A 16,661-nucleotide genomic window follows, 5' to 3' on the forward strand; every position below is an offset into this window, starting at 1 on the left:
CATGTCCAAACGTTGCACGCATACCGACAGCATTCAACACGTCACGCCCAGCGCACTCGGTTGTGAAGAGTGTCTGAAATCCGGCAGCCGCTGGGTGCATTTGCGACTGTGCCGCACCTGCGGCCACGTCGGCTGTTGCGATGATTCGCCGAACCGTCACGCCAACGCGCACTTTCACGAAACGGGCCATCCCATCATCGAAGGATATGACCCGCCGGAAGGCTGGGGCTGGTGTTATGTCGATCGCGTCATGCTGGATTTAGGCGACGACACGACACCGCAGAACGGGCCGATTCCGCGCTACGTCTGAAACGTTTAAATGACCCGAAGAGGTTTTTATGCAACTTGAAGAATCCACGCCCTCCGTCGATCAGCGCGATCCCACGCTGCGAAGCGCTTCGCTGGATGATTTGTCGGCGCGCCGTTTACCACGCCCCGATAGCGTGACGGCGGTCATCGAGCATCACGTGCGTGCGGAATCGGTCGAGGCGTACGAGCAGTGGCTCAAACGCATCGTCCCCATCGCGGAACGTTTTCCCGGGCATCGCGGCGTTCATGTCCTTCGTCCCGTGGCGGGCTCGACGGTCTACACCGTGACGCTGCGCTTCGATTCGCTGCCGCACGCCGAAGACTGGTTTCAGTCGGATGCACGGCAAACGTTGCTGAGTGAAGTCACGCCATTCCTGTCGCGCGACGAGCAGCGCCAGACCGTGACGGGGCTTGAGTTCTGGTTCCACCCGGCGCCGGGGCAAAAACCCGCCAAGCGTTACAAGCAGTTTCTGCTGACGCTGTCGGTGATTTTTCCACTGACGCTGGTGGTGCCACTTCCCGTGCACTGGCTCTCGCTGCGGCTGCCGTGGCTCGAGAATGTCTTTTTGGCGAAGCTGCTGGTGGCAGCCGTCATCGTGGGTCTGATGACCTATGTCATCATGCCGCGCGTGACTCGGGCGGCTGCGCGATGGTTGTACGAGTGAAGTGAAAGGAGTGTGGCGCAGCGACTCGTCAAACCGGGTCGCTGCGCCACGAGTTTCAACGCGTTAGATTTCGCGTCAAGCCTGTTTCATTGGGTTAGCGCCCCGTCGACCAGACGCCACAGGCCGAGCGGATTGTCTTGGCGAAGGGCGTCCGGCAGCAACGCATCGGGCAGGTCTTGATAGCAGACCGGGCGCAGGAAGCGATCGATCGCCGTGGCACCGACGGACGTGAACATGGCGTTCGACGTGGCCGGGAACGGCCCGCCGTGCACCATCGCGTGACACACTTCGACGCCGGTCGGAAAACCGTTCGCGAGAATGCGTCCGGCGCGGCGCTCCAGACTCGGCAGCAGACGGCGTGCCGTCTCCACGTCGCCGGCATCGAGTTGCAACGTTGCCGTGAGTTGACCCTCGAGACGCTCGGTGATCGCAATCATCTCGTCGACACTTTCACAAGCAATGACGACCGATGCTGGGCCGAACACCTCGTCGTGCAGCGCCGGAGTGGCGAGAAATGCCGCCGCCGTCGTGCGGAAGAGCGCGGCTTGCCCCTGACATCCCGTACCTGCCTGACCGCGTGCCACCAGCGACACGTTGCCCTCGTCGGCCAGACGCGCGACGCCCTTGTCGTAAGCCTGATGAATCCCCGCCGTGAGCATCGTGCCTGCCGCCTTGGCGGTGAGTGCTTCACCGGCGGTTTGGCAGAACCGCTCCAGCGCATCGCCCGCGATACCCAGCACCAGCCCCGGGTTCGTACAGAACTGACCGACGCCCATCGTGAGCGAGTCGGCGAAGCCCTTGGCGATCGCGTCACCGCGCGCCGCGAGTGCTTCGGGCAATACGTACACTGGATTGATGCTGCTCATTTCCGCGTACACGGGAATCGGCACCGCCCGCGCTTGCGCGATGCGTTGCAGGGCAAGACCTCCCGTGCGCGAGCCCGTGAAGCCGACAGCAGCAATCGCCGGGTGCGCGACCAGTGCCTCGCCCACGGCACGCTCGCCGACGAGCAGCGAGAAGACGCCTTCCGGCAGGCCCAGCTTCTGCACGGCCGAGCGCACGGCGCGGGCCACGAGTTCCGACGTGCCCAAATGCGCCGAGTGCGCCTTCACGACGACCGGACAACCGGCGGCAAACGCCGACGCCGTATCGCCACCCGCCACCGAGAACGCCAGCGGGAAATTACTCGCACCGAACACGGCGACCGGACCGAGGCCGATCTTCGTCAGGCGCAAATCGCTACGCGGCAACGGCTGGCGCGCAGGTTGTGCCGGGTCGATGGTGGCGTCGAGAAAATGCCCGTCGCGCACCACCTGCGCAAACATCCGCAATTGACCGACCGTGCGGCCACGCTCGCCTTGCAAGCGCGCCACGGGCAGGCCGCTTTCGGCATGCGCGCGCTCGATGAGCGTGTCGCCCAGATCGAGAATCGCCTGCGCGACGGCTTCGAGAAATTCGGCGCGCTTGGCCAGCGGCAGTGCACGGAACGGATCGAACGCGGCGCGTGCGAGTTCGCAGGCACGGTCGACGTCTTGTGGGGTGCCCGCGCCGAACGCGGGCGCAATCCGCTCGCCACGCGCAGGATCGAACGCGTCCAGCGAGCCCGCGCTGCCGCGCACGTCGGCGCGGCCAATCAACATCTCACCGGTGATCTGCATGCGGGGCTCCTTAGCCTTCGACCTTCTTGATCAGCGCGTCGAGCGCGTCGAGTTCCTGCGGCAGCAAGTCGGTCAACGGTGCGCGCACCGGGCCGGCGTCGTGGCCGACGAGTTTCGCACCGGCTTTCACGATGCTCACGGCATAACCCGCGCGGCGATTGCGAATTTCGAGATACGGCAGGAAGAACGTGTCGAGCAGGCGGCCCATCGTGGCCTGATCGTCTTCACACACGGCGCGGTAGAACGCCATGGCCGTCTTCGGAATGAAGTTGAACACGGCCGACGAGTACACCGGCACGCCCAGTGCGCGGTACGCTGCGGCGTAGACTTCGGCGGTGGGCAGGCCGCCCAGATACGAGAAGCGGTCGCCCAGACGGCGGCGAATCTGCACCATGCGTTCGATATCGCCCACGCCGTCCTTGAAGCCGATCAGGTTCGGGCACTTGTCGGCCAGACGTTCGAGCTCGTCGGCGCTGAGCTTCGAGTTGGCGCGGTTGTAGACGATCACGCCGATGTTCACCGACTGGCAGACCTGTTCCACGTGCGCGGCGATGCCGTCGAGGCTGGCTTCCGTCAGGTAATGGGGCATGAGCAGCACGCCCTTCGCGCCGAGACGTTCGGCTTCCTGTGCGTACTGAATCGCCATGCGGGTGGGGCCGCCGGCGCCCGCCAGAATCGGCACCTTGCCGGCGCAGGTGTCGACGGCGGTCTTGATCACGGCGCTGTAGTCCTGCGGTGTGAGCGAGAAGAATTCGCCCGTGCCGCCGGCCGCGAACAAGGCCGTCGCACCGAACGGCGCCAGCCATTCCAGCCGATCCGCGTAAGCGCGCGCGTTGAAGTCGCCATTCGCGTCGAAGTCGGTCACGGGGAAAGACAACAAGCCGTCGGAGACGATCTGTTTGAGTTCTTGGGGTGCGGTCATTTCGGCAGTTCCTGTCGGCCCGCGGGGCCGGATTCGGTAATAAAAGGGATCGCTCAACTAGCGTCCGGCGCTTAGTTATATGTCATCGTATAACATGTCATTCGGACGATCAAGAGGGCGGTGGCCGGAATGGCAGTTGGGATAAACCCGGAAAGGGGTTGTCACGATATAGACGCCACCGCGAAAGCGTACGCGCATCAAGCGTCTAGATGTATGATGACGCATAAGTGACGGTGGGTTGAGCCAACATCAACGACGCCGGATGGGACCCAGTCAGCAGGAGGAGAGGTACGCAAGATGTCTTCAACACAGGACACGCGCCACGCAGGCGATACGCAACAGGACGCTGCACCCGGCGCGCCGGGATCGACGGTGGCATCGGTGGCATCGGTGGCTCCGTCAGCTTCGGCAACGTCGGGGCTGTCGGATATTTCCAACAAATCGACGGCCGCACCGCGCTATATCCGGATGCAGCCGGAAGATAACGTCGCCATCGTCGTGAACGACGGCGGCTTGCCCGTGGGCAGTCGTTTTGCCGACGGGCTCGTACTCATCGATGCGGTGCCGCAGGGACACAAGGTCGCGCTGGCCGATCTCGCGCAAGATGCGCCGGTGATTCGCTACGGCGTGGTCATCGGCTACGCAGCGCGCCCGTTACCGGCGGGCAGTTGGGTCAACGAGCGCAACCTGCACATGCCCGAGGCGCCGTCGCTCGACCGGCTGCCGATCGCCACGCGCGTGCCTGCGGCATTGCCGCCGCTGGAGGGCTTCACGTTTCAGGGCTATCGCAACGCCGACGGCTCGGTGGGCACGCGCAATATTCTGGCGATCACCACGACCGTGCAATGTGTGGCCGGGGTGGTCGAGTTCGCAGTGAAGCGCATCAAGGAAACGCTGCTGCCGAAATATCCGAATGTCGACGATGTCGTCGGTCTGGAGCACACCTACGGCTGTGGCGTCGCCATCGACGCGCCGGACGCCATCGTGCCCATCCGCACACTGCGCAACATCGCGACGAATCCGAACTTCGGCGGCGAGGTGATGGTCGTGAGTCTGGGCTGCGAGAAGCTCCAGCCCGAGCGGCTGCTCCCGGCGGGCAGCATTCCCATCGGCAGCGCGGATGCCGACGGCAAACCCGACACGGTCTGCCTGCAAGACGAGGCCCACGTCGGCTTTCTGTCGATGATCGATTCGATTCTTGCTACGGCGGACGTGCACTTGCAGCGTCTGAATGCGCGTCAACGCGAAACGGTGCCCGCGTCGGAGCTGATCGTTGGCGTGCAGTGCGGCGGCAGCGATGCGTTCTCGGGCGTGACGGCGAATCCTGCGGTGGGGTTCGCCACGGACCTGCTGGTGCGCACGGGCGCCACGGTGATGTTCTCGGAAGTGACCGAAGTGCGCGACGGCATCGATCAACTGACCTCGCGCGCGGCAACGCCCGAAGTGGCGGCGGCCATGATCAAAGAGATGGCGTGGTACGACGCGTATCTTGAGCGCGGCCGCGTGGATCGCAGCGCGAATACGACGCCCGGCAACAAGCGGGGCGGGTTGTCGAACATTGTCGAAAAGGCGATGGGGTCGATCGTGAAGTCGGGCAGCGGGCCGATTCACGGCGTGGTGTCACCGGGCGACAAACTCGACCGTTCCCGTCAGCGCGGGCTCATCTATGCCGCGACGCCTGCCAGCGATTTCATCTGCGGCACGCTGCAACTGGCGGCCGGCATCAACCTGCATGTGTTCACCACCGGGCGTGGCACGCCGTACGGTCTCGCGGAAGTCCCGGTGATCAAAGTCGCGACTCGCAGCGATCTGGCGCGCCGTTGGCACGATCTGATGGATGTGGACGCGGGCCGCATTGCCACCGGCGACGCCACCATCGAAGACGTGGGCTGGCAGTTGTTCCACCTGATGCTGGCGGTGGCCAGCGGCGAGAAGACGTGGGCGGAGCGCTGGGGATTGCACAACGCGCTCGTCCTGTTCAACCCTGCACCGGTGACTTGATGTGACTTGATGTGACTTGATGTGGCGTGCGGGGCGGCCCGGCGTCACCGTTCATCAAAGGTCGGCTTGCGTCTGCGCGAGACCGAACTCGAGCATGGCGGGCACGAAGCAATGGTTGAGCGTGTCGCGTCGCGAGAGTTTGGTCAGCACATAGCGGCGGAAGGCGGTGAGGGTGCCCCAGTCGCCGACGTCGGGCGGCAGCAGATCGGCCAGTTCGCACTGTTTGAGCAAGCCCGGGGGCAGGGCATTGGTGTCTTGCCATGCGGTGGGCGCCGCGTCGGTACTGCGTTCGACCGGCTGGCCCAGATGCTGTTCTGCAATCTCATCCAGACGCGCCGCAAAATCTTCATCGCCGGGCACGCAGGAGGCCAGCGTCTCGCGCGCCTCATAGGGCAGCCGTTGCCAGTCGGCCAGTGACAGATGCTGACCGCTGTGATCCAGATTGAAACGGATCGCCATCGTGATGAACTTCAGGTCTTCGCAGGCTTCGATCTCGAAGACAAAGATCGGCAGACGCTGATAGAGATGCATGAGCGTAACTCCTCGTGAGGCGACATATCGTGGCCAGACGATTGTACTCGCGCCATGCGAGCCGATGCGACAGCACGCACGATAGGGTGATGTCTGCGAAGTTGCGGTGAGGGTTCTTGGGTGAATTCCGAAAGTACATAGCCAAAACGAGATCGCGAGACGCTCCGCGCGACGCCTGCGCGTGACGTTCGTGGTTAACACATGGTCGGCATGGTCGGCATGACCGCCATGATCGCAGGATGGCCGCAGCACTCGGTGTCGCCGGTGTGCCGTCAGCCGCCCTGTAGATGCCGATCGCCGCAAGCCTGCCGTCCGATTCGGTGACGACGGGGGAATCAGCGGATGACGACAGAATCGGCGCTGTGAAAATTCCTAGAGCGGTGCCCCAATCACGAAACCCTCCGGTTTTCCTAAGGTAAGCGTTTGCTCGCAGGATTCGACAGGAACCGACATGCCGACCAACGCCTCGCCGCTACCCTTCCCATTTGTGCCCGTCGTGCCAGCCTCGCGCCCGGCATCGCAGGCATACAGCGCCACGCCATCCACCACGCTTTCCACGCCTCCCTCACCTACCACACCCGCCACGCCCAAGGCCCGCGCGGCGCATCGAAGTGTCTCGGTCGGCGCGCGCCAGACGCCGGTCATGTCGCCCGACAGCGGGCTCGCCGACCTGCGCATCGATGTCGTTCGTGCCGTGGCGTGCGCCGACGTGCCGTTGCTCGGCGCGATTGTCCGATGAGTGCCGTGCCTGTCGTGCCTAATTCACCCGATAGTTCTCGCCCCGTGCCGGACGCCGGGAAGCAGAGTCCGGCGGTCTGGCTCATCGTGTCGCCGCATGCGGAGTGGTCGTGTGCGGGCGATGTGGTCACCGTGGCGTCGCGCGAGGTGTCGTGCACGTTGCGCGGCACTTCACCCGAAGTGCCCGCATGGCTGGAGCGCTTGCAACATGGCGTGCTGCTGGCGTCGGCACCCGCCCCGGGCACATGGCTCGCGACGCTCGTCGACGAAGAACTCGCCAGTGTGTTGCCCGCCACCGATCCCGATATCGTGGCGGCCTTCGGGAAGATCTGCGATGTGTGGATGCGCGGCATTTTCGCGTCGCCGTTCTGGGCGCGCTTTCTCGCCGGGGAGTCGAGCGAAATTCAGGTGCTGGCGTTTCTCGCCCAGTTGTATCACCGGGCGGCAGGCGCCGACGTGCACAACCGCATTGCCGTCGAGCGCTGTACCGACCCCGTGTTGCGACCGATTCTGTTGCGGCAATACCGGGAGCAGCGCGGGCAGGCGACCATGCTCGCTGCCGGGTTGTTGCGGTGCGGTGCGGCGGCACGCACGTTTCTCGATAGCGGGGCGTTCGATGCGACACATGCGCTGGTCGATTTCATCATCGAAGCGGCGGGTGACATGCCGGGCTATGTCGGCTGCTGCGCGTTGTGTCAGGCCCCCGCGGCGGCGCGTGCCGTAAGCGAGATCGAAGCGCAGTTCGATGCGTTATCGCAGCGCTATCCTTCGGCGGCCGACGGCTTCGCGGCGGTGTGTGCACATGCGCGCCACGATGCCAGCGTCTGCGGGGGTACGCCGTTGTTGTCGCTCTGGGTGCAGGAGGCCGGGCCGCCCGATGCGGCGGCGCGCCTGCGCATGTTGCGCGGGGCGTTCGGCGTAGCGGCGGCGTATCGCGCGATGTTCGACGCGTTGTACCGGCTCGACGAGGATCTTTGAGCCTGCATAAGATGCACCCGGATGGGGCGCACGCCTCGTATAATGGCGTCCCAACGGCGGGGGCGGTTGCGACTTCGCGCCGTCCGCCCCCTGACCATGACAACCCAACTCGCCTACCTCGCCGCGCTCGGTGCCGCCCTTTGCTGGGCTTGCAGCGGCATGATCGCCATCACGCCTGTTCGTCAGGCCGGTTCCTTCCCGTTCAACTACGCCCGCATGCTGCTCGTCTTCGCGATGTTGCTCTTCGCGCTGGCGGTGTTGCGCGGCTGGCCGTCGCTCACGGCTGAACAGTGGCTGCGGCTGTGCGCATCGGGGCTCATCGGCATTCTGGTGGGCGACACCATTCTCTACACGTCGCTCGGCCGTCTCGGTCCGCGCCGCAACTCCATCATCTTCGCGACCAATGCGCCGATGACCGCCATGCTCGGTTACTTCTGGCTAGGCGAAGCCTTGGGCTGGCGAGCGATCGTCGGCGTCGCGCTGGTGACGGCAGGCGTGGCGCTGGCCATTGCGTTCGGCGGCCGGCGCGAAGATGCGCACCACTGGGAATCGGTGCGCGGTGATGTGCGCGTGGGCGTGTTGATCGGCCTGACGGCGGCGCTCTGTCACTCGATCGGCACCTTGATCGCCAAGCCGGTGATGGCGGCGGGCGTCGACCCCGTGGGGGCGTCGGCGGTGCGTGTGGGGGTATCGGCGCTTGGGCTCACGATACTGGCCGCACGGCGCGGGCGCAGCATCTTCTCGGCGTTCACGCCCGGTACACTGGCCCTGACGGCGTTGTCGGGCTTCGTTGGCGTGGCGGTCGGCATGACGCTGCTGCTCTACGGCATGGGCCACGGCAATACCGGGGTGATCGCCACGCTCTCGGCGACCACGCCGGTGATGGTGCTGCCGTTGCTCTGGATCCGAACGCGTCAGCGTCCGGCAGCCGGGGCGTGGGTGGGGGCGCTGATTGCGAGTGCGGGTGTCGCGATGATCTTCAATCGCTGAGTGTTTTAGCGTTTGAGTGTTTGGGCGTCGTGCGTTGGTGAATCAACGCGTCAGCGGCGACCGCAAGCTTTCGGTGTTCTGCGACGGGGCGTCGTCAGACAGACTCGCCAGCGCAGACGCGGCGGTGGGCTGCGTTTCGCTCACTGCCGGGCGCGGCGCCGACGGCGTGAGCAGGCGGCGCAGCCATGCCGCAAGCCGTTCGAACACACTCGGATCGTCGTTGAAGATCTCGGGGCGCAGCACGCGCAGGTACTCGAGAATTTGATCGGCCTCCTGACGACCGACCGAACCGTAGATCACGGCGAGATCGAGCAGGGCCTGCAATTCACCCAGCTTCTCGCGCGCCTGCAACGGGCGCGCCGTTTCCACACCGCGTTTAGCCTCGAACACGCGCTCGCGCAACACCGACGCTGCGCGCCACGCAGGGGTCTGCAAGGTGGCCTCCAGTGTGCGCAAATCTTGGGCCGACGTGACGATCTGTCCGGCCAGCGACTCCACGATGCGCTCTTCTCCCTTCGCTTCACGCACGATGCCTTCGGCCCAGCGGCTGGCCTGACGCGACATGTCCTCGCGCGTCCATTCCGGGCGCGAGACGAAGTAGAAACCGTGCTGGCGGGCCTGATTCAGGATGATCGAAACGACATCCGGAAACTGCTTATCGAACGTGCGCTTGGCCCACGCGTAGTGACCGCCTGCGAGCAGTTGCGCGACGGCGGCTTCGGTCAGCGGCACGGTGCTGTCGAGCAGGCGTGCGCGCAGGAAATCGTCGAACAGGGGCGGCGTGAAGTGACGGTCGACGGCGGCAGAAATGCGCACGAACGCGTCGAAGTCCTTTTGCAGATCCGCGAGTGCGGTGTCGGACAGGGTGAGAGAGATACGGCTCATCGTGACAGGCTCCCGGCCACTGCGACGGCGCGATACCAGTCGTCACGCGAGCCTGTCATGGCCCGGCGAGCGTCTGCCTGAGTGCAGCGGGCCGGATGCGGCGTCGCCGGAGCCCGTGCCACGTGCATCCCCGTTGCGCGTGAAGTCATTGCAGCGATACGTGTAATCGGTGCGCCCGGGTCGTTGCCGTGCGCTATGAAGATGGCCATCGATACGCGTCGCAGTCTCGCGGCGTGCGTGGCCCCATATGGCGGCGATTCTAGCGTATTCGTCGCCAGCAAGTCACCGCGATTCATTAAACCGCTGTCGAATCCACAGTTTGCAGAGCGATTGTTGTGGATCCCCTCAGGTAAACGGCACAAACGCAGCAGAACTTTAGGGCTGCTGCGTTTGTGCGTTACATGCACTGCGTTGGGGCGTTCAGCCGGTGGCCGGGCCCAGTAGATAGACGGCGAAGCGCGAGCGCGCGTCGTGCCACACGCGCTCGACATCCCAGCCTGCCGAGGTGGCGAGTGTGCGGAATTCCGTGGGACCGTATTTGTAGGAATTCTCAGTGTGGATGGACTCGCCGGCCGCAAACGTGAAGCGCTGGCCGAGCACGTCGGCGTGGCACGGGCGCTGGGCGACCAGATGCATCTCGATGCGGCTCGCGGCCGCATTGAAACGCGCTTCATGCCGGAAAGCGTCGAGCGGCAGGTTGCCGTCGAGTTCGCGGTTGATGCGCACGAGCAGGTTCAGGTCGAACTGCGCCGTCACGCCGCGTGCATCGTCGTAGGCGGGTAGGAGCACCGCCGGGTCTTTGCAGGCATCCACCCCGACGACCATGCGTCGGCGCGGTCCGAGCATTTTGCCCACATGAGCCAGAAATGCGGCCGCCTGACCCGGCGCGAAGTTGCCGATGGTCGAGCCGGGGAAGAAGCCCAGACGCGGGCCTTGGGTGTCGTGCAATTGCGGAGGAAGCCGGAAGGGCCGCGTGAAGTCGGCACGTACCGGCAGCATCGGAATGCCCGGACAACGGCGCGCCAAGGCGGCGACGGCGTCGTCGAGAAAATCGTCGGCAATATCGACCGGCACGTAGGCCCGTGGCGTGACGAGGGCGTCGAGCAGCAACGGGGTCTTACGGCTGGAGCCGCTGCCGAATTCGACGACGACGGCGTCCGGGCCGATCACATCGGCAATCGCGGCGGCGCATTCGCCGAGCAGGGCGGTTTCGGTGCGGGTCTGGTAGTACTCGTCGAGGCCGGTGATTTCCTCGAAGAGCTCGCTGCCGCGCCGGTCGTAGAGCCAGACGCTGGGCAGCGACTTGGGGGTATGGCCGAGACCGGTGAGCACGTCGGTGGCAAACGCGTTCTCGGGCAGTGACGGGCAAACGAATGCCGTGGCTTGGGTGGCATGCGACATCAGCGGTCCTCCGCGAGCCTCAGGCCGCAGAACTGCCAGCGCTGATGCGGGTAGAAGAAGTTGCGGTACGTCGCACGCGAGTGTCCCGCCGGGGTTGCCAGCGAGCCGCCACGCAGCACGAATTGTCCGCACATGAACTTGCCGTTGTATTCGCCGACGGCCCCCGCTGCCGTCCGGAATCCGGGATAAGCGACATACGGGCTCGCGGTCCATTGCCAGACCGGGCCATAGAGCTGCTGCATCGGGGAGTTCTCGTGCGCGGCCTGTGCTACTTGGGCTACGTGTGCCGCGACCTCCCACTCGTGTTCTGTTGGCAACCGCTTGCCGGCCCAGCGCGCAAACGCGTCGGCCTCGAAATAACTCACGTGTTGCACGGGCGCGTTGTCGTCGACCGGTTGCATGCCGGCGAGTGTCATCGCGTGCCATTCGCCGTTGCGCAATTCCCAGTAGAGCGGATGCCCCCAGCCGTCGCGCTGAACGGTGGCCCAGCCGTCAGAGAGCCAGAGGCCCGCGATGCGATAGCCGCCGTCTTCGATGAAGTCGCGCCATTCGCCGTTGGTCACCACGCGCGAGGCGATGGCAAAGGGGCGTAACAGGTAGTCGTGCGCTGGGGTTTCGCAATCGAACGCAAACGACTCGCCGTTGTTGCCGATGGTATGCCGTCCGCCCGCGTGTTCGATCCATTGCAACGGGAGGTCGCGATGCGTTTCACGACCGGCATCGCGAATGATTTCACGATGCGCGGGCCGCAGCGGATTCTGCGAGAACAGATGCAGCAAGTCGGTGTGCATCAGTTCCTGATGTTGCTCTTCGTGATGCAGGCCGAGCGTGATCAGGTCGGAGACTTCGCGCGGCAGATCGGCATGCAGCAGCATCTCGTGCATGGCGCTGTCGACATGTTGCCGATAGCGCACGATCTCATCGAGCGTGGGGCGCGTGAGCAGCCCCCGTTGCGGACGCGGATGACGCGGACCAGCGGCTTCGTAATACGAGTTGAAGAGAAACGCGAAACGCGGATCGTAGGGGTGATAGCGCTTGCCCGAGAGCGCGCCGTGTTCACCGAGCAGAAAGGTCTCGAAGAACCACGTCGTGTGCGCGAGATGCCACTTGATCGGGCTCGCATCGGGCATCGACTGCACGGTGGCATCGGCGTCCGACAGGCCGGTGGCGAACGCGACCGAGGCGGCGCGCACGGCATCGAACCGGTCGGCGAGCGCGCGGCCAGACGCACCATATGCGCCAGATGCACCCAATGCGCCATCAGGCCCATCGCGCGCGGTGCGCGAGACAGTGGCGGAGGGGGAGGTGCCGGAGGGCGCCTCGGCTTGCGACGTACAACAAGGGACGGTCATGGGGACACACCGTGTTGTGAAACGTGCGCTCTATTGTAGACCTGTTGACGTCGCTCCGTATGACACTCGGGGAGGACATGTCCTGCGCCCGGGTCAATGCCCGGTGCACCTACATCGATGGCCTACATCAACCACCCGGTGAGACCGAGCAGGCTGCCGCCGGCGATGAGCCAGAGCGGGTTCCAGCGGGTACGCAGGGTGATGACGATGGCGACAACCGTCACCAGCGCGCGGGCGAGATTGATGTCGATTTCACGGGCCAGAATGGCGCTGCTGGCGGCGAGCAGGCCAACCGTGATCGGGGCAAGCCCCGCGCGCACGGCCCGCACCCAAGGCGAGCGCTCGTGCCGGTCGACCCAGCCGCCGACCAGATACGCGAGTAACGAACTCGGCGCGCATTTGGCGAGCGTGGCGGTAAGGGCACCGGGCAGCCCGGCGGCTTGCAGGCCGATCAGCGTGACGGCCATGCCGTTCGGGCCGGGAGCCGCCTGTGCCAGCGAGAAGAAGGTGACGAATTGCGCGTCGGTGATCCAGTGGCGGGTTTCGACGGCGTAGCGATGGATGTCCGCGAGAGTGACGTTGGTGCCGCCGACCGCGAGCAGCGACCAGAGCGAACCGTGCAGAAAAAGATCGATGAGCGTGTGCATGGTGTGGCGCGCTCAGGCAGCATCCGGCGGCGGGCGCATGCCATTGGCGTCGCGCTGTCGTCGCAGGTGGTAGGCCATGAGAATGGCACAAGGGCCCAGCACGCCGAGCACGACCAGCAGGGGCAGACCGAAGACGAAGCTGCCGATGAAGGTGGCGGCGGCGAAGGTCAGCGTGCTCCAGTGGCGTTCCAGCCCCGCGAGCAGGCGTAGGGCAGTGGCGATGACCAGCCCCGTGGCGGCGGGCATCAGTCCCGAGAGCAGATGCTGGACAACTTGCGTCTGTCCCCACTGTGCGTAGGCGAAGCCGATGAGGATGATGACGATGGTCGGGCAGAAGTAGAGCCCGGCGACGGCGGAGGCGGCACCGCGCGGCCCTTGAAAGCGCCGGCCGAGCACGGTGGCGATATTGGCGACGTTCGGGCCGGGCAGCAGTTGGGCGAGCGGCAGGAGTTCGGCGAATTCGCGATCGGTGAGCCACTGCTTCTGATCGACGACCATGCGGCGCGCCCACGGCAGCACACCGCCGAAGCCGGTTGCTCCGACGCTGCCGAACGCGACAGCAAGCTGCCAGCACGAGGGCCGCGGCGCCGTGACCTGAGGATCGGCGGTGGGTTGTGTGCCCGCACCTGATGGCGTGGAGGGCAGGGAAGTTACGTCGTGACGATCGGAATTATCTGAATCGGCAGGCATGACGACGAAGCGATAGGAAGGAGAGGGCGTCTGGGAACGCGCACAAAGGCGACGTGCGGTTTCACTCGAGAACGGTAACGCGTGCGATGCTGCGCGTCTTGTTGGCTCGCTGCGTTGGCTGGCGGTCTCAGCGCATCAAGTGGGCCCGCTACCGGATGGGCCATGAATCTCGTGCTCCAGCCGGACGACTTCTTGGGCGACGAGTGCGATGGCGTTACGAATTTCCATCAACGCGGTGTAGAGCGCCTGTGCATTCTGGGGAGATTGCATGGCGACATCGCGGGCAGCGGATTCGATGGCGTCGAGCGACAGGGCGATGCGGTCGAGATTCTCCAGCATGGGATCGATCTCCGGTGGAGCGCGCGCCGCGCGCATGCCGTCATGATACTCAACTGACGTAACGCGGTGGGGATGTTAGAATGCGCGACCCTGCCGGGGTGATGAAATTGGTAAACATAGCGGACTTAAAATCCGCCGCCTTCGGGCTTGCCGGTTCAAGTCCGGTCCCCGGTACCACTATGGCTCTAAGCCTAATCAAGCTAAACGCAGCAAACCCTATTATTTCAAGGGTTTGCGTGCTATCTTCCCTTCCCGACGCGGTGCTGGAACGTAGCCAGAAATAGCTGTTTTTTGCTACTCAGTGCACCGGATTTGCACCGGAATTTGCACCGGGAAAAAATAGCGATATACATCAAGCGGGATGGGGGGGCAGGCGCAAGTGCGCCTCAAAGGGGTTAGCGTTTCGAAGAGATTCGCTAGTAAGGTCGATGCCGTCGCATGGACCACCCGCACCGAACACGACATCAACGTCGGCAAGATCACGCCCTGCACAAAGCACACGCTTGCGGATGCGTTCCGCGAGTACGAAAAGCGGGTCTCCCCGACAAAACGGTCGGCCCGTTGGAAGGCGATCAGATTTGCGGCGTTCGTTCGCGACTTCCACGAGCTGGCCGCCAAGAACATCGCTGACGTGACCCCTGACGATATGGGCCGGTGGCGCGATGCTAGGCTCGCGGGCGAGTTGGCAGCAGGACGTCCGCCTGTTTGCAACGCAACCGTGCTGCGCGATATCAATCTCTATTCGAACGTATTCACAATGGCTAGGGATGAATGGCGCTGGATGCGTGAGAGTCCAATAACCGGGATGCGTCGTCCAACGGAGCCGCAGCCGCGCACCCGGCCAAGAGTAGTTTGACCGTTACCGGTCGGGCAGACATTGGGGCGGAGAAGACGGTCGCACTCACGGGATTCAAGAAGGATGTCGACGGCGAGTATCTGGTCGAGACCGTGAAGCACACATACGAGGGGAGAAATTGGGAAACGAAAATCGACCTCAACCCGAGTAACAAGGGCAAGGTGACGGTGGGGCACGGCAAGAACAAAGCTAAGAGCGTAAATCTTGTTGTGCCACCGCCTCGCCAATCGGTCTAGACCTGCATTCTGTGTGCCGCCTTCGGGCGGTTTTTTGTTGCCCGAGAGGGCTGGGCGCTGAGGCGCTAGGGGATGTGAATGGACGGTATGACGAAGGGCGGTGTCGTGCTCGTGTGCACGGCCCTGATGCTGCTCGCCGGGTTCGCTGGCGGGTGGGGTGGTGAACGGCTGGCGAATGTCGGCCGAAGTTGCGGCGGCGAAGCAGGCACGAGCCGAAGATCGGGCGGACTCTGTGGAGTCCGCTCTGGTGGATTTCGCCGAGTTGGCAGGCCGGGTAAGAACTATGGCTGATGCATACAACACTGGGAGCACAGCCATTACGGGCCAGCTCACCCAACTCTCAAAGGACCTGAAAAACTACGCGAAAGACAAGCCTTTCCCTGTTGATGGCCGGGTGCGCAGTCTCTCCGAAGCCGTTGCCGCCGCCAAGCAAGCCGTTGCTCGATAGCAGTCTAGCGGCACCCTGCACGATACCCGGTGTGCCTCCTGCGGACGATTACGACATTTGGCAGGAGTGGGTGCAACGAGACTTGTTAGGGGCGCTGGTGGATTGTGCGCCGCGGCACGCTAAGACTGTGTCGGCGTGGCCGTCGTGACTTCGGTGCTCGCCGCTTCCCGTGCAATCGCTGCGTCGATGTCCGCCAGTTTGACGAGTTGCCGCAACCGAGGCGTGCCAGCTTGAACGCCCTCGCCAGGTGAGTCTAAGCCTCCGCCGACAACACGGAATGATACGAAGCCAGTTCGCTGGAGGGCGGTCATGGCAGCTTCGAACTCATCCTCCGTTGCTCCGTAATCCACCCGAACGAGCGTCGAAGCCATCCCGAAGGGCGTCATGCCGATATCTGCGGTCCCAGCGCCATTGAGGAGATCCAATTCAGAGAACACCCCCTCTGGCCGGTGAAAGAGGCCGTGTCGAACTATCGAGGCCAACAAATGGATTTCAGATTCTCGCAAATCCGCGATTTGCTTCGCAATGGCGAGAAATTCCTCGTCGGCTTTGGTGGGGGACTGTTGCAACTGACCGTTAAGTGCGGAGGCAAGAAGGCGAAGGTTTATCCGGGCAGAGCCTTCGAGGGCGGCTCGTTCGAATATGAATATCGCATTGAAAACCATATCGCCTTTCCCTGCTCGTTCCGGCGAAATCTTGCCCACGCGAATCTCCTCGGCAAGGATGCGTTGTGTTTCACGCGACTTCTGATCTCTGAATTTGTTCAGTGCTGCGCTAAAACCGCCAGTGGCGGCTGAACCCAGTGCATTCAACGCGCCGGGCGTATGCATGGCCTGATTCAGGAAACCAACAATATCGCCAATTCCGTCCAATTTTATTTCTCCGGTTGGGCGCAACGCGTGATTTCTACAGATGGGACCGTCACGCGGAGCCAGTAGGTCTCTTTGGGTAGACCGTGTGCGCCCGTTTACCACACATCGCACGCTGTGCGTGTCAGTGGTGCGGGCGCTTCCGA

At 64.1% G+C, this 16,661-nt stretch carries 18 protein-coding genes and 1 tRNA gene; 9 read left to right on the top strand and 10 right to left on the bottom strand.

Translation table 11 applies throughout. The features are described from left to right. Position 1 precedes the first annotated feature (1 nt). On the top strand, positions 2-310 hold the full coding sequence (locus tag PIN31009_RS19550) for a UBP-type zinc finger domain-containing protein (RefSeq protein WP_039367056.1): 309 nt from the start codon (positions 2-4) through the stop codon (positions 308-310). Between the two features lie 28 nt (positions 311-338). Then, positions 339-974 (top strand): antibiotic biosynthesis monooxygenase, encoded by a 636-nt coding sequence (locus PIN31009_RS19555; protein WP_150791349.1) that lies wholly within the window; start codon positions 339-341, stop codon positions 972-974. 86 nt (positions 975-1,060) lie between these two features. Here the strand turns inward: PIN31009_RS19555 and PIN31009_RS19560 are convergent, their stop codons facing one another. Further along, positions 1,061-2,632, bottom strand: a complete 1,572-nt coding sequence (locus tag PIN31009_RS19560; protein ID WP_150791350.1) for an aldehyde dehydrogenase (NADP(+)) — start codon at positions 2,630-2,632, stop codon at positions 1,061-1,063. Positions 2,633-2,642: 10 nt separating this feature from the next. Then, entirely contained in the window at positions 2,643-3,554 is a 912-nt protein-coding gene (kdgD, locus tag PIN31009_RS19565; RefSeq protein ID WP_150685778.1) for a 5-dehydro-4-deoxyglucarate dehydratase, read from the bottom strand. Positions 3,555-4,022: 468 nt separating this feature from the next. Here kdgD and garD point away from each other — a divergent pair, with 468 nt between their 5' ends. Next, a complete protein-coding gene (gene garD / locus PIN31009_RS19570) occupies positions 4,023-5,555 on the top strand; it encodes a galactarate dehydratase (protein ID WP_217426819.1) in 1,533 nt (510 codons plus the stop codon). 54 nt (positions 5,556-5,609) lie between these two features. On the opposite strand, the gene PIN31009_RS19575 is transcribed toward garD, so the two are convergent. After that, positions 5,610-6,086 (bottom strand): nitrate reductase associated protein, encoded by a 477-nt coding sequence (locus PIN31009_RS19575; RefSeq protein WP_150791351.1) that lies wholly within the window; start codon positions 6,084-6,086, stop codon positions 5,610-5,612. 451 nt (positions 6,087-6,537) lie between these two features. On the opposite strand from PIN31009_RS19575, the gene PIN31009_RS19580 reads away from it, so the two are divergent. From PIN31009_RS19580 to PIN31009_RS19590, 3 genes are all read left to right on the top strand, one after another. Continuing rightward, positions 6,538-6,825 carry a hypothetical protein gene (locus PIN31009_RS19580; RefSeq protein WP_150791352.1) on the top strand — a complete coding sequence of 96 codons (288 nt, stop codon included), beginning with the start codon at positions 6,538-6,540 and terminating at the stop codon, positions 6,823-6,825. Then, the gene (locus PIN31009_RS19585; protein WP_150791353.1) at positions 6,822-7,802 is read left to right on the top strand and encodes a hypothetical protein; all 981 of its coding nucleotides are present in this window, start codon (positions 6,822-6,824) and stop codon (positions 7,800-7,802) included. Before PIN31009_RS19580 ends, PIN31009_RS19585 begins: the two co-directional genes overlap by 4 nt. A 96-nt stretch (positions 7,803-7,898) precedes the next feature. Next, the gene (locus PIN31009_RS19590) at positions 7,899-8,792 is read left to right on the top strand and encodes a DMT family transporter (protein WP_150791354.1); all 894 of its coding nucleotides are present in this window, start codon (positions 7,899-7,901) and stop codon (positions 8,790-8,792) included. Positions 8,793-8,834: 42 nt separating this feature from the next. Here the strand turns inward: PIN31009_RS19590 and PIN31009_RS19595 are convergent, their stop codons facing one another. The 6 genes from PIN31009_RS19595 to PIN31009_RS19620 all read right to left on the bottom strand — a co-directional run bounded on the left by PIN31009_RS19595 (position 8,835) and on the right by PIN31009_RS19620 (position 14,106). Then, positions 8,835-9,677, bottom strand: a complete 843-nt coding sequence (locus PIN31009_RS19595) for a DUF4088 family protein (protein WP_150685783.1) — start codon at positions 9,675-9,677, stop codon at positions 8,835-8,837. A 420-nt stretch (positions 9,678-10,097) separates the two neighbouring features. Beyond that, positions 10,098-11,078: an L-histidine N(alpha)-methyltransferase gene (gene egtD, locus PIN31009_RS19600; RefSeq protein WP_150791355.1), complete on the bottom strand. Its 981-nt coding sequence runs from the start codon at positions 11,076-11,078 to the stop codon at positions 10,098-10,100. Then, positions 11,078-12,430 (bottom strand): ergothioneine biosynthesis protein EgtB, encoded by a 1,353-nt coding sequence (gene egtB / locus PIN31009_RS19605; RefSeq protein WP_150791356.1) that lies wholly within the window; start codon positions 12,428-12,430, stop codon positions 11,078-11,080. The genes egtD and egtB overlap by 1 nt, the downstream gene beginning before the upstream one ends. A 122-nt stretch (positions 12,431-12,552) precedes the next feature. Continuing rightward, positions 12,553-13,077 (bottom strand): chromate transporter, encoded by a 525-nt coding sequence (locus tag PIN31009_RS19610; protein WP_150791357.1) that lies wholly within the window; start codon positions 13,075-13,077, stop codon positions 12,553-12,555. Positions 13,078-13,089: 12 nt separating this feature from the next. Beyond that, positions 13,090-13,767 (bottom strand): chromate transporter, encoded by a 678-nt coding sequence (locus tag PIN31009_RS19615; RefSeq protein ID WP_150791358.1) that lies wholly within the window; start codon positions 13,765-13,767, stop codon positions 13,090-13,092. A gap of 135 nt (positions 13,768-13,902) precedes the next feature. After that, complete coding sequence (locus PIN31009_RS19620) at positions 13,903-14,106, bottom strand: hypothetical protein (protein WP_087722548.1); 204 nt, start codon at positions 14,104-14,106, stop codon at positions 13,903-13,905. Between the two features lie 92 nt (positions 14,107-14,198). Between PIN31009_RS19620 and PIN31009_RS19625 the strand changes: the two genes are divergently transcribed. From PIN31009_RS19625 to PIN31009_RS19635, 3 genes are all read left to right on the top strand, one after another. Next, positions 14,199-14,283 (top strand) — tRNA-Leu (locus tag PIN31009_RS19625). Positions 14,284-14,485: 202 nt separating this feature from the next. Continuing rightward, the gene (locus PIN31009_RS19630; RefSeq protein WP_246185765.1) at positions 14,486-14,962 is read left to right on the top strand and encodes a site-specific integrase; all 477 of its coding nucleotides are present in this window, start codon (positions 14,486-14,488) and stop codon (positions 14,960-14,962) included. A gap of 411 nt (positions 14,963-15,373) precedes the next feature. Then, on the top strand, positions 15,374-15,646 hold the full coding sequence (locus PIN31009_RS19635) for a hypothetical protein (protein WP_150685788.1): 273 nt from the start codon (positions 15,374-15,376) through the stop codon (positions 15,644-15,646). Between the two features lie 119 nt (positions 15,647-15,765). Here PIN31009_RS19635 and PIN31009_RS19640 read toward each other — a convergent pair whose 3' ends face one another. Next, positions 15,766-16,518, bottom strand: coding sequence for a hypothetical protein (locus tag PIN31009_RS19640; RefSeq protein ID WP_150685789.1), 753 nt, complete (start codon positions 16,516-16,518; stop codon positions 15,766-15,768). Positions 16,519-16,661: the final 143 nt, after the last annotated feature.

Origin of the sequence: Pandoraea iniqua (genome assembly GCF_902459685.1) — a bacterium.
Lineage (GTDB): Bacteria > Pseudomonadota > Gammaproteobacteria > Burkholderiales > Burkholderiaceae > Pandoraea > Pandoraea iniqua.

Excerpts from the sequence above, each read along its gene's own strand:
- PIN31009_RS19555 (WP_150791349.1), top strand. The coding sequence starts at position 339 with ATGCAACTTGAAGAATCCACGCCCTCCGTCGATCAGCGCGATCCCACG.
- PIN31009_RS19635 (WP_150685788.1), top strand. The coding sequence starts at position 15,374 with ATGTCGGCCGAAGTTGCGGCGGCGAAGCAGGCACGAGCCGAAGATCGG.
- egtB (WP_150791356.1), bottom strand. The coding sequence starts at position 12,430 with ATGACCGTCCCTTGTTGTACGTCGCAAGCCGAGGCGCCCTCCGGCACC.
- PIN31009_RS19585 (WP_150791353.1), top strand. The coding sequence starts at position 6,822 with ATGAGTGCCGTGCCTGTCGTGCCTAATTCACCCGATAGTTCTCGCCCC.
- garD (WP_217426819.1), top strand. The coding sequence starts at position 4,023 with ATGCAGCCGGAAGATAACGTCGCCATCGTCGTGAACGACGGCGGCTTG.
- PIN31009_RS19560 (WP_150791350.1), bottom strand. The coding sequence starts at position 2,632 with ATGCAGATCACCGGTGAGATGTTGATTGGCCGCGCCGACGTGCGCGGC.
- PIN31009_RS19575 (WP_150791351.1), bottom strand. The coding sequence starts at position 6,086 with ATGCATCTCTATCAGCGTCTGCCGATCTTTGTCTTCGAGATCGAAGCC.
- egtD (WP_150791355.1), bottom strand. The coding sequence starts at position 11,078 with ATGTCGCATGCCACCCAAGCCACGGCATTCGTTTGCCCGTCACTGCCC.
- PIN31009_RS19610 (WP_150791357.1), bottom strand. The coding sequence starts at position 13,077 with ATGCACACGCTCATCGATCTTTTTCTGCACGGTTCGCTCTGGTCGCTG.
- PIN31009_RS19620 (WP_087722548.1), bottom strand. The coding sequence starts at position 14,106 with ATGCTGGAGAATCTCGACCGCATCGCCCTGTCGCTCGACGCCATCGAA.
- PIN31009_RS19550 (WP_039367056.1), top strand. The coding sequence starts at position 2 with ATGTCCAAACGTTGCACGCATACCGACAGCATTCAACACGTCACGCCC.
- kdgD (WP_150685778.1), bottom strand. The coding sequence starts at position 3,554 with ATGACCGCACCCCAAGAACTCAAACAGATCGTCTCCGACGGCTTGTTG.
- PIN31009_RS19615 (WP_150791358.1), bottom strand. The coding sequence starts at position 13,767 with ATGCCTGCCGATTCAGATAATTCCGATCGTCACGACGTAACTTCCCTG.
- PIN31009_RS19590 (WP_150791354.1), top strand. The coding sequence starts at position 7,899 with ATGACAACCCAACTCGCCTACCTCGCCGCGCTCGGTGCCGCCCTTTGC.
- PIN31009_RS19580 (WP_150791352.1), top strand. The coding sequence starts at position 6,538 with ATGCCGACCAACGCCTCGCCGCTACCCTTCCCATTTGTGCCCGTCGTG.
- PIN31009_RS19595 (WP_150685783.1), bottom strand. The coding sequence starts at position 9,677 with ATGAGCCGTATCTCTCTCACCCTGTCCGACACCGCACTCGCGGATCTG.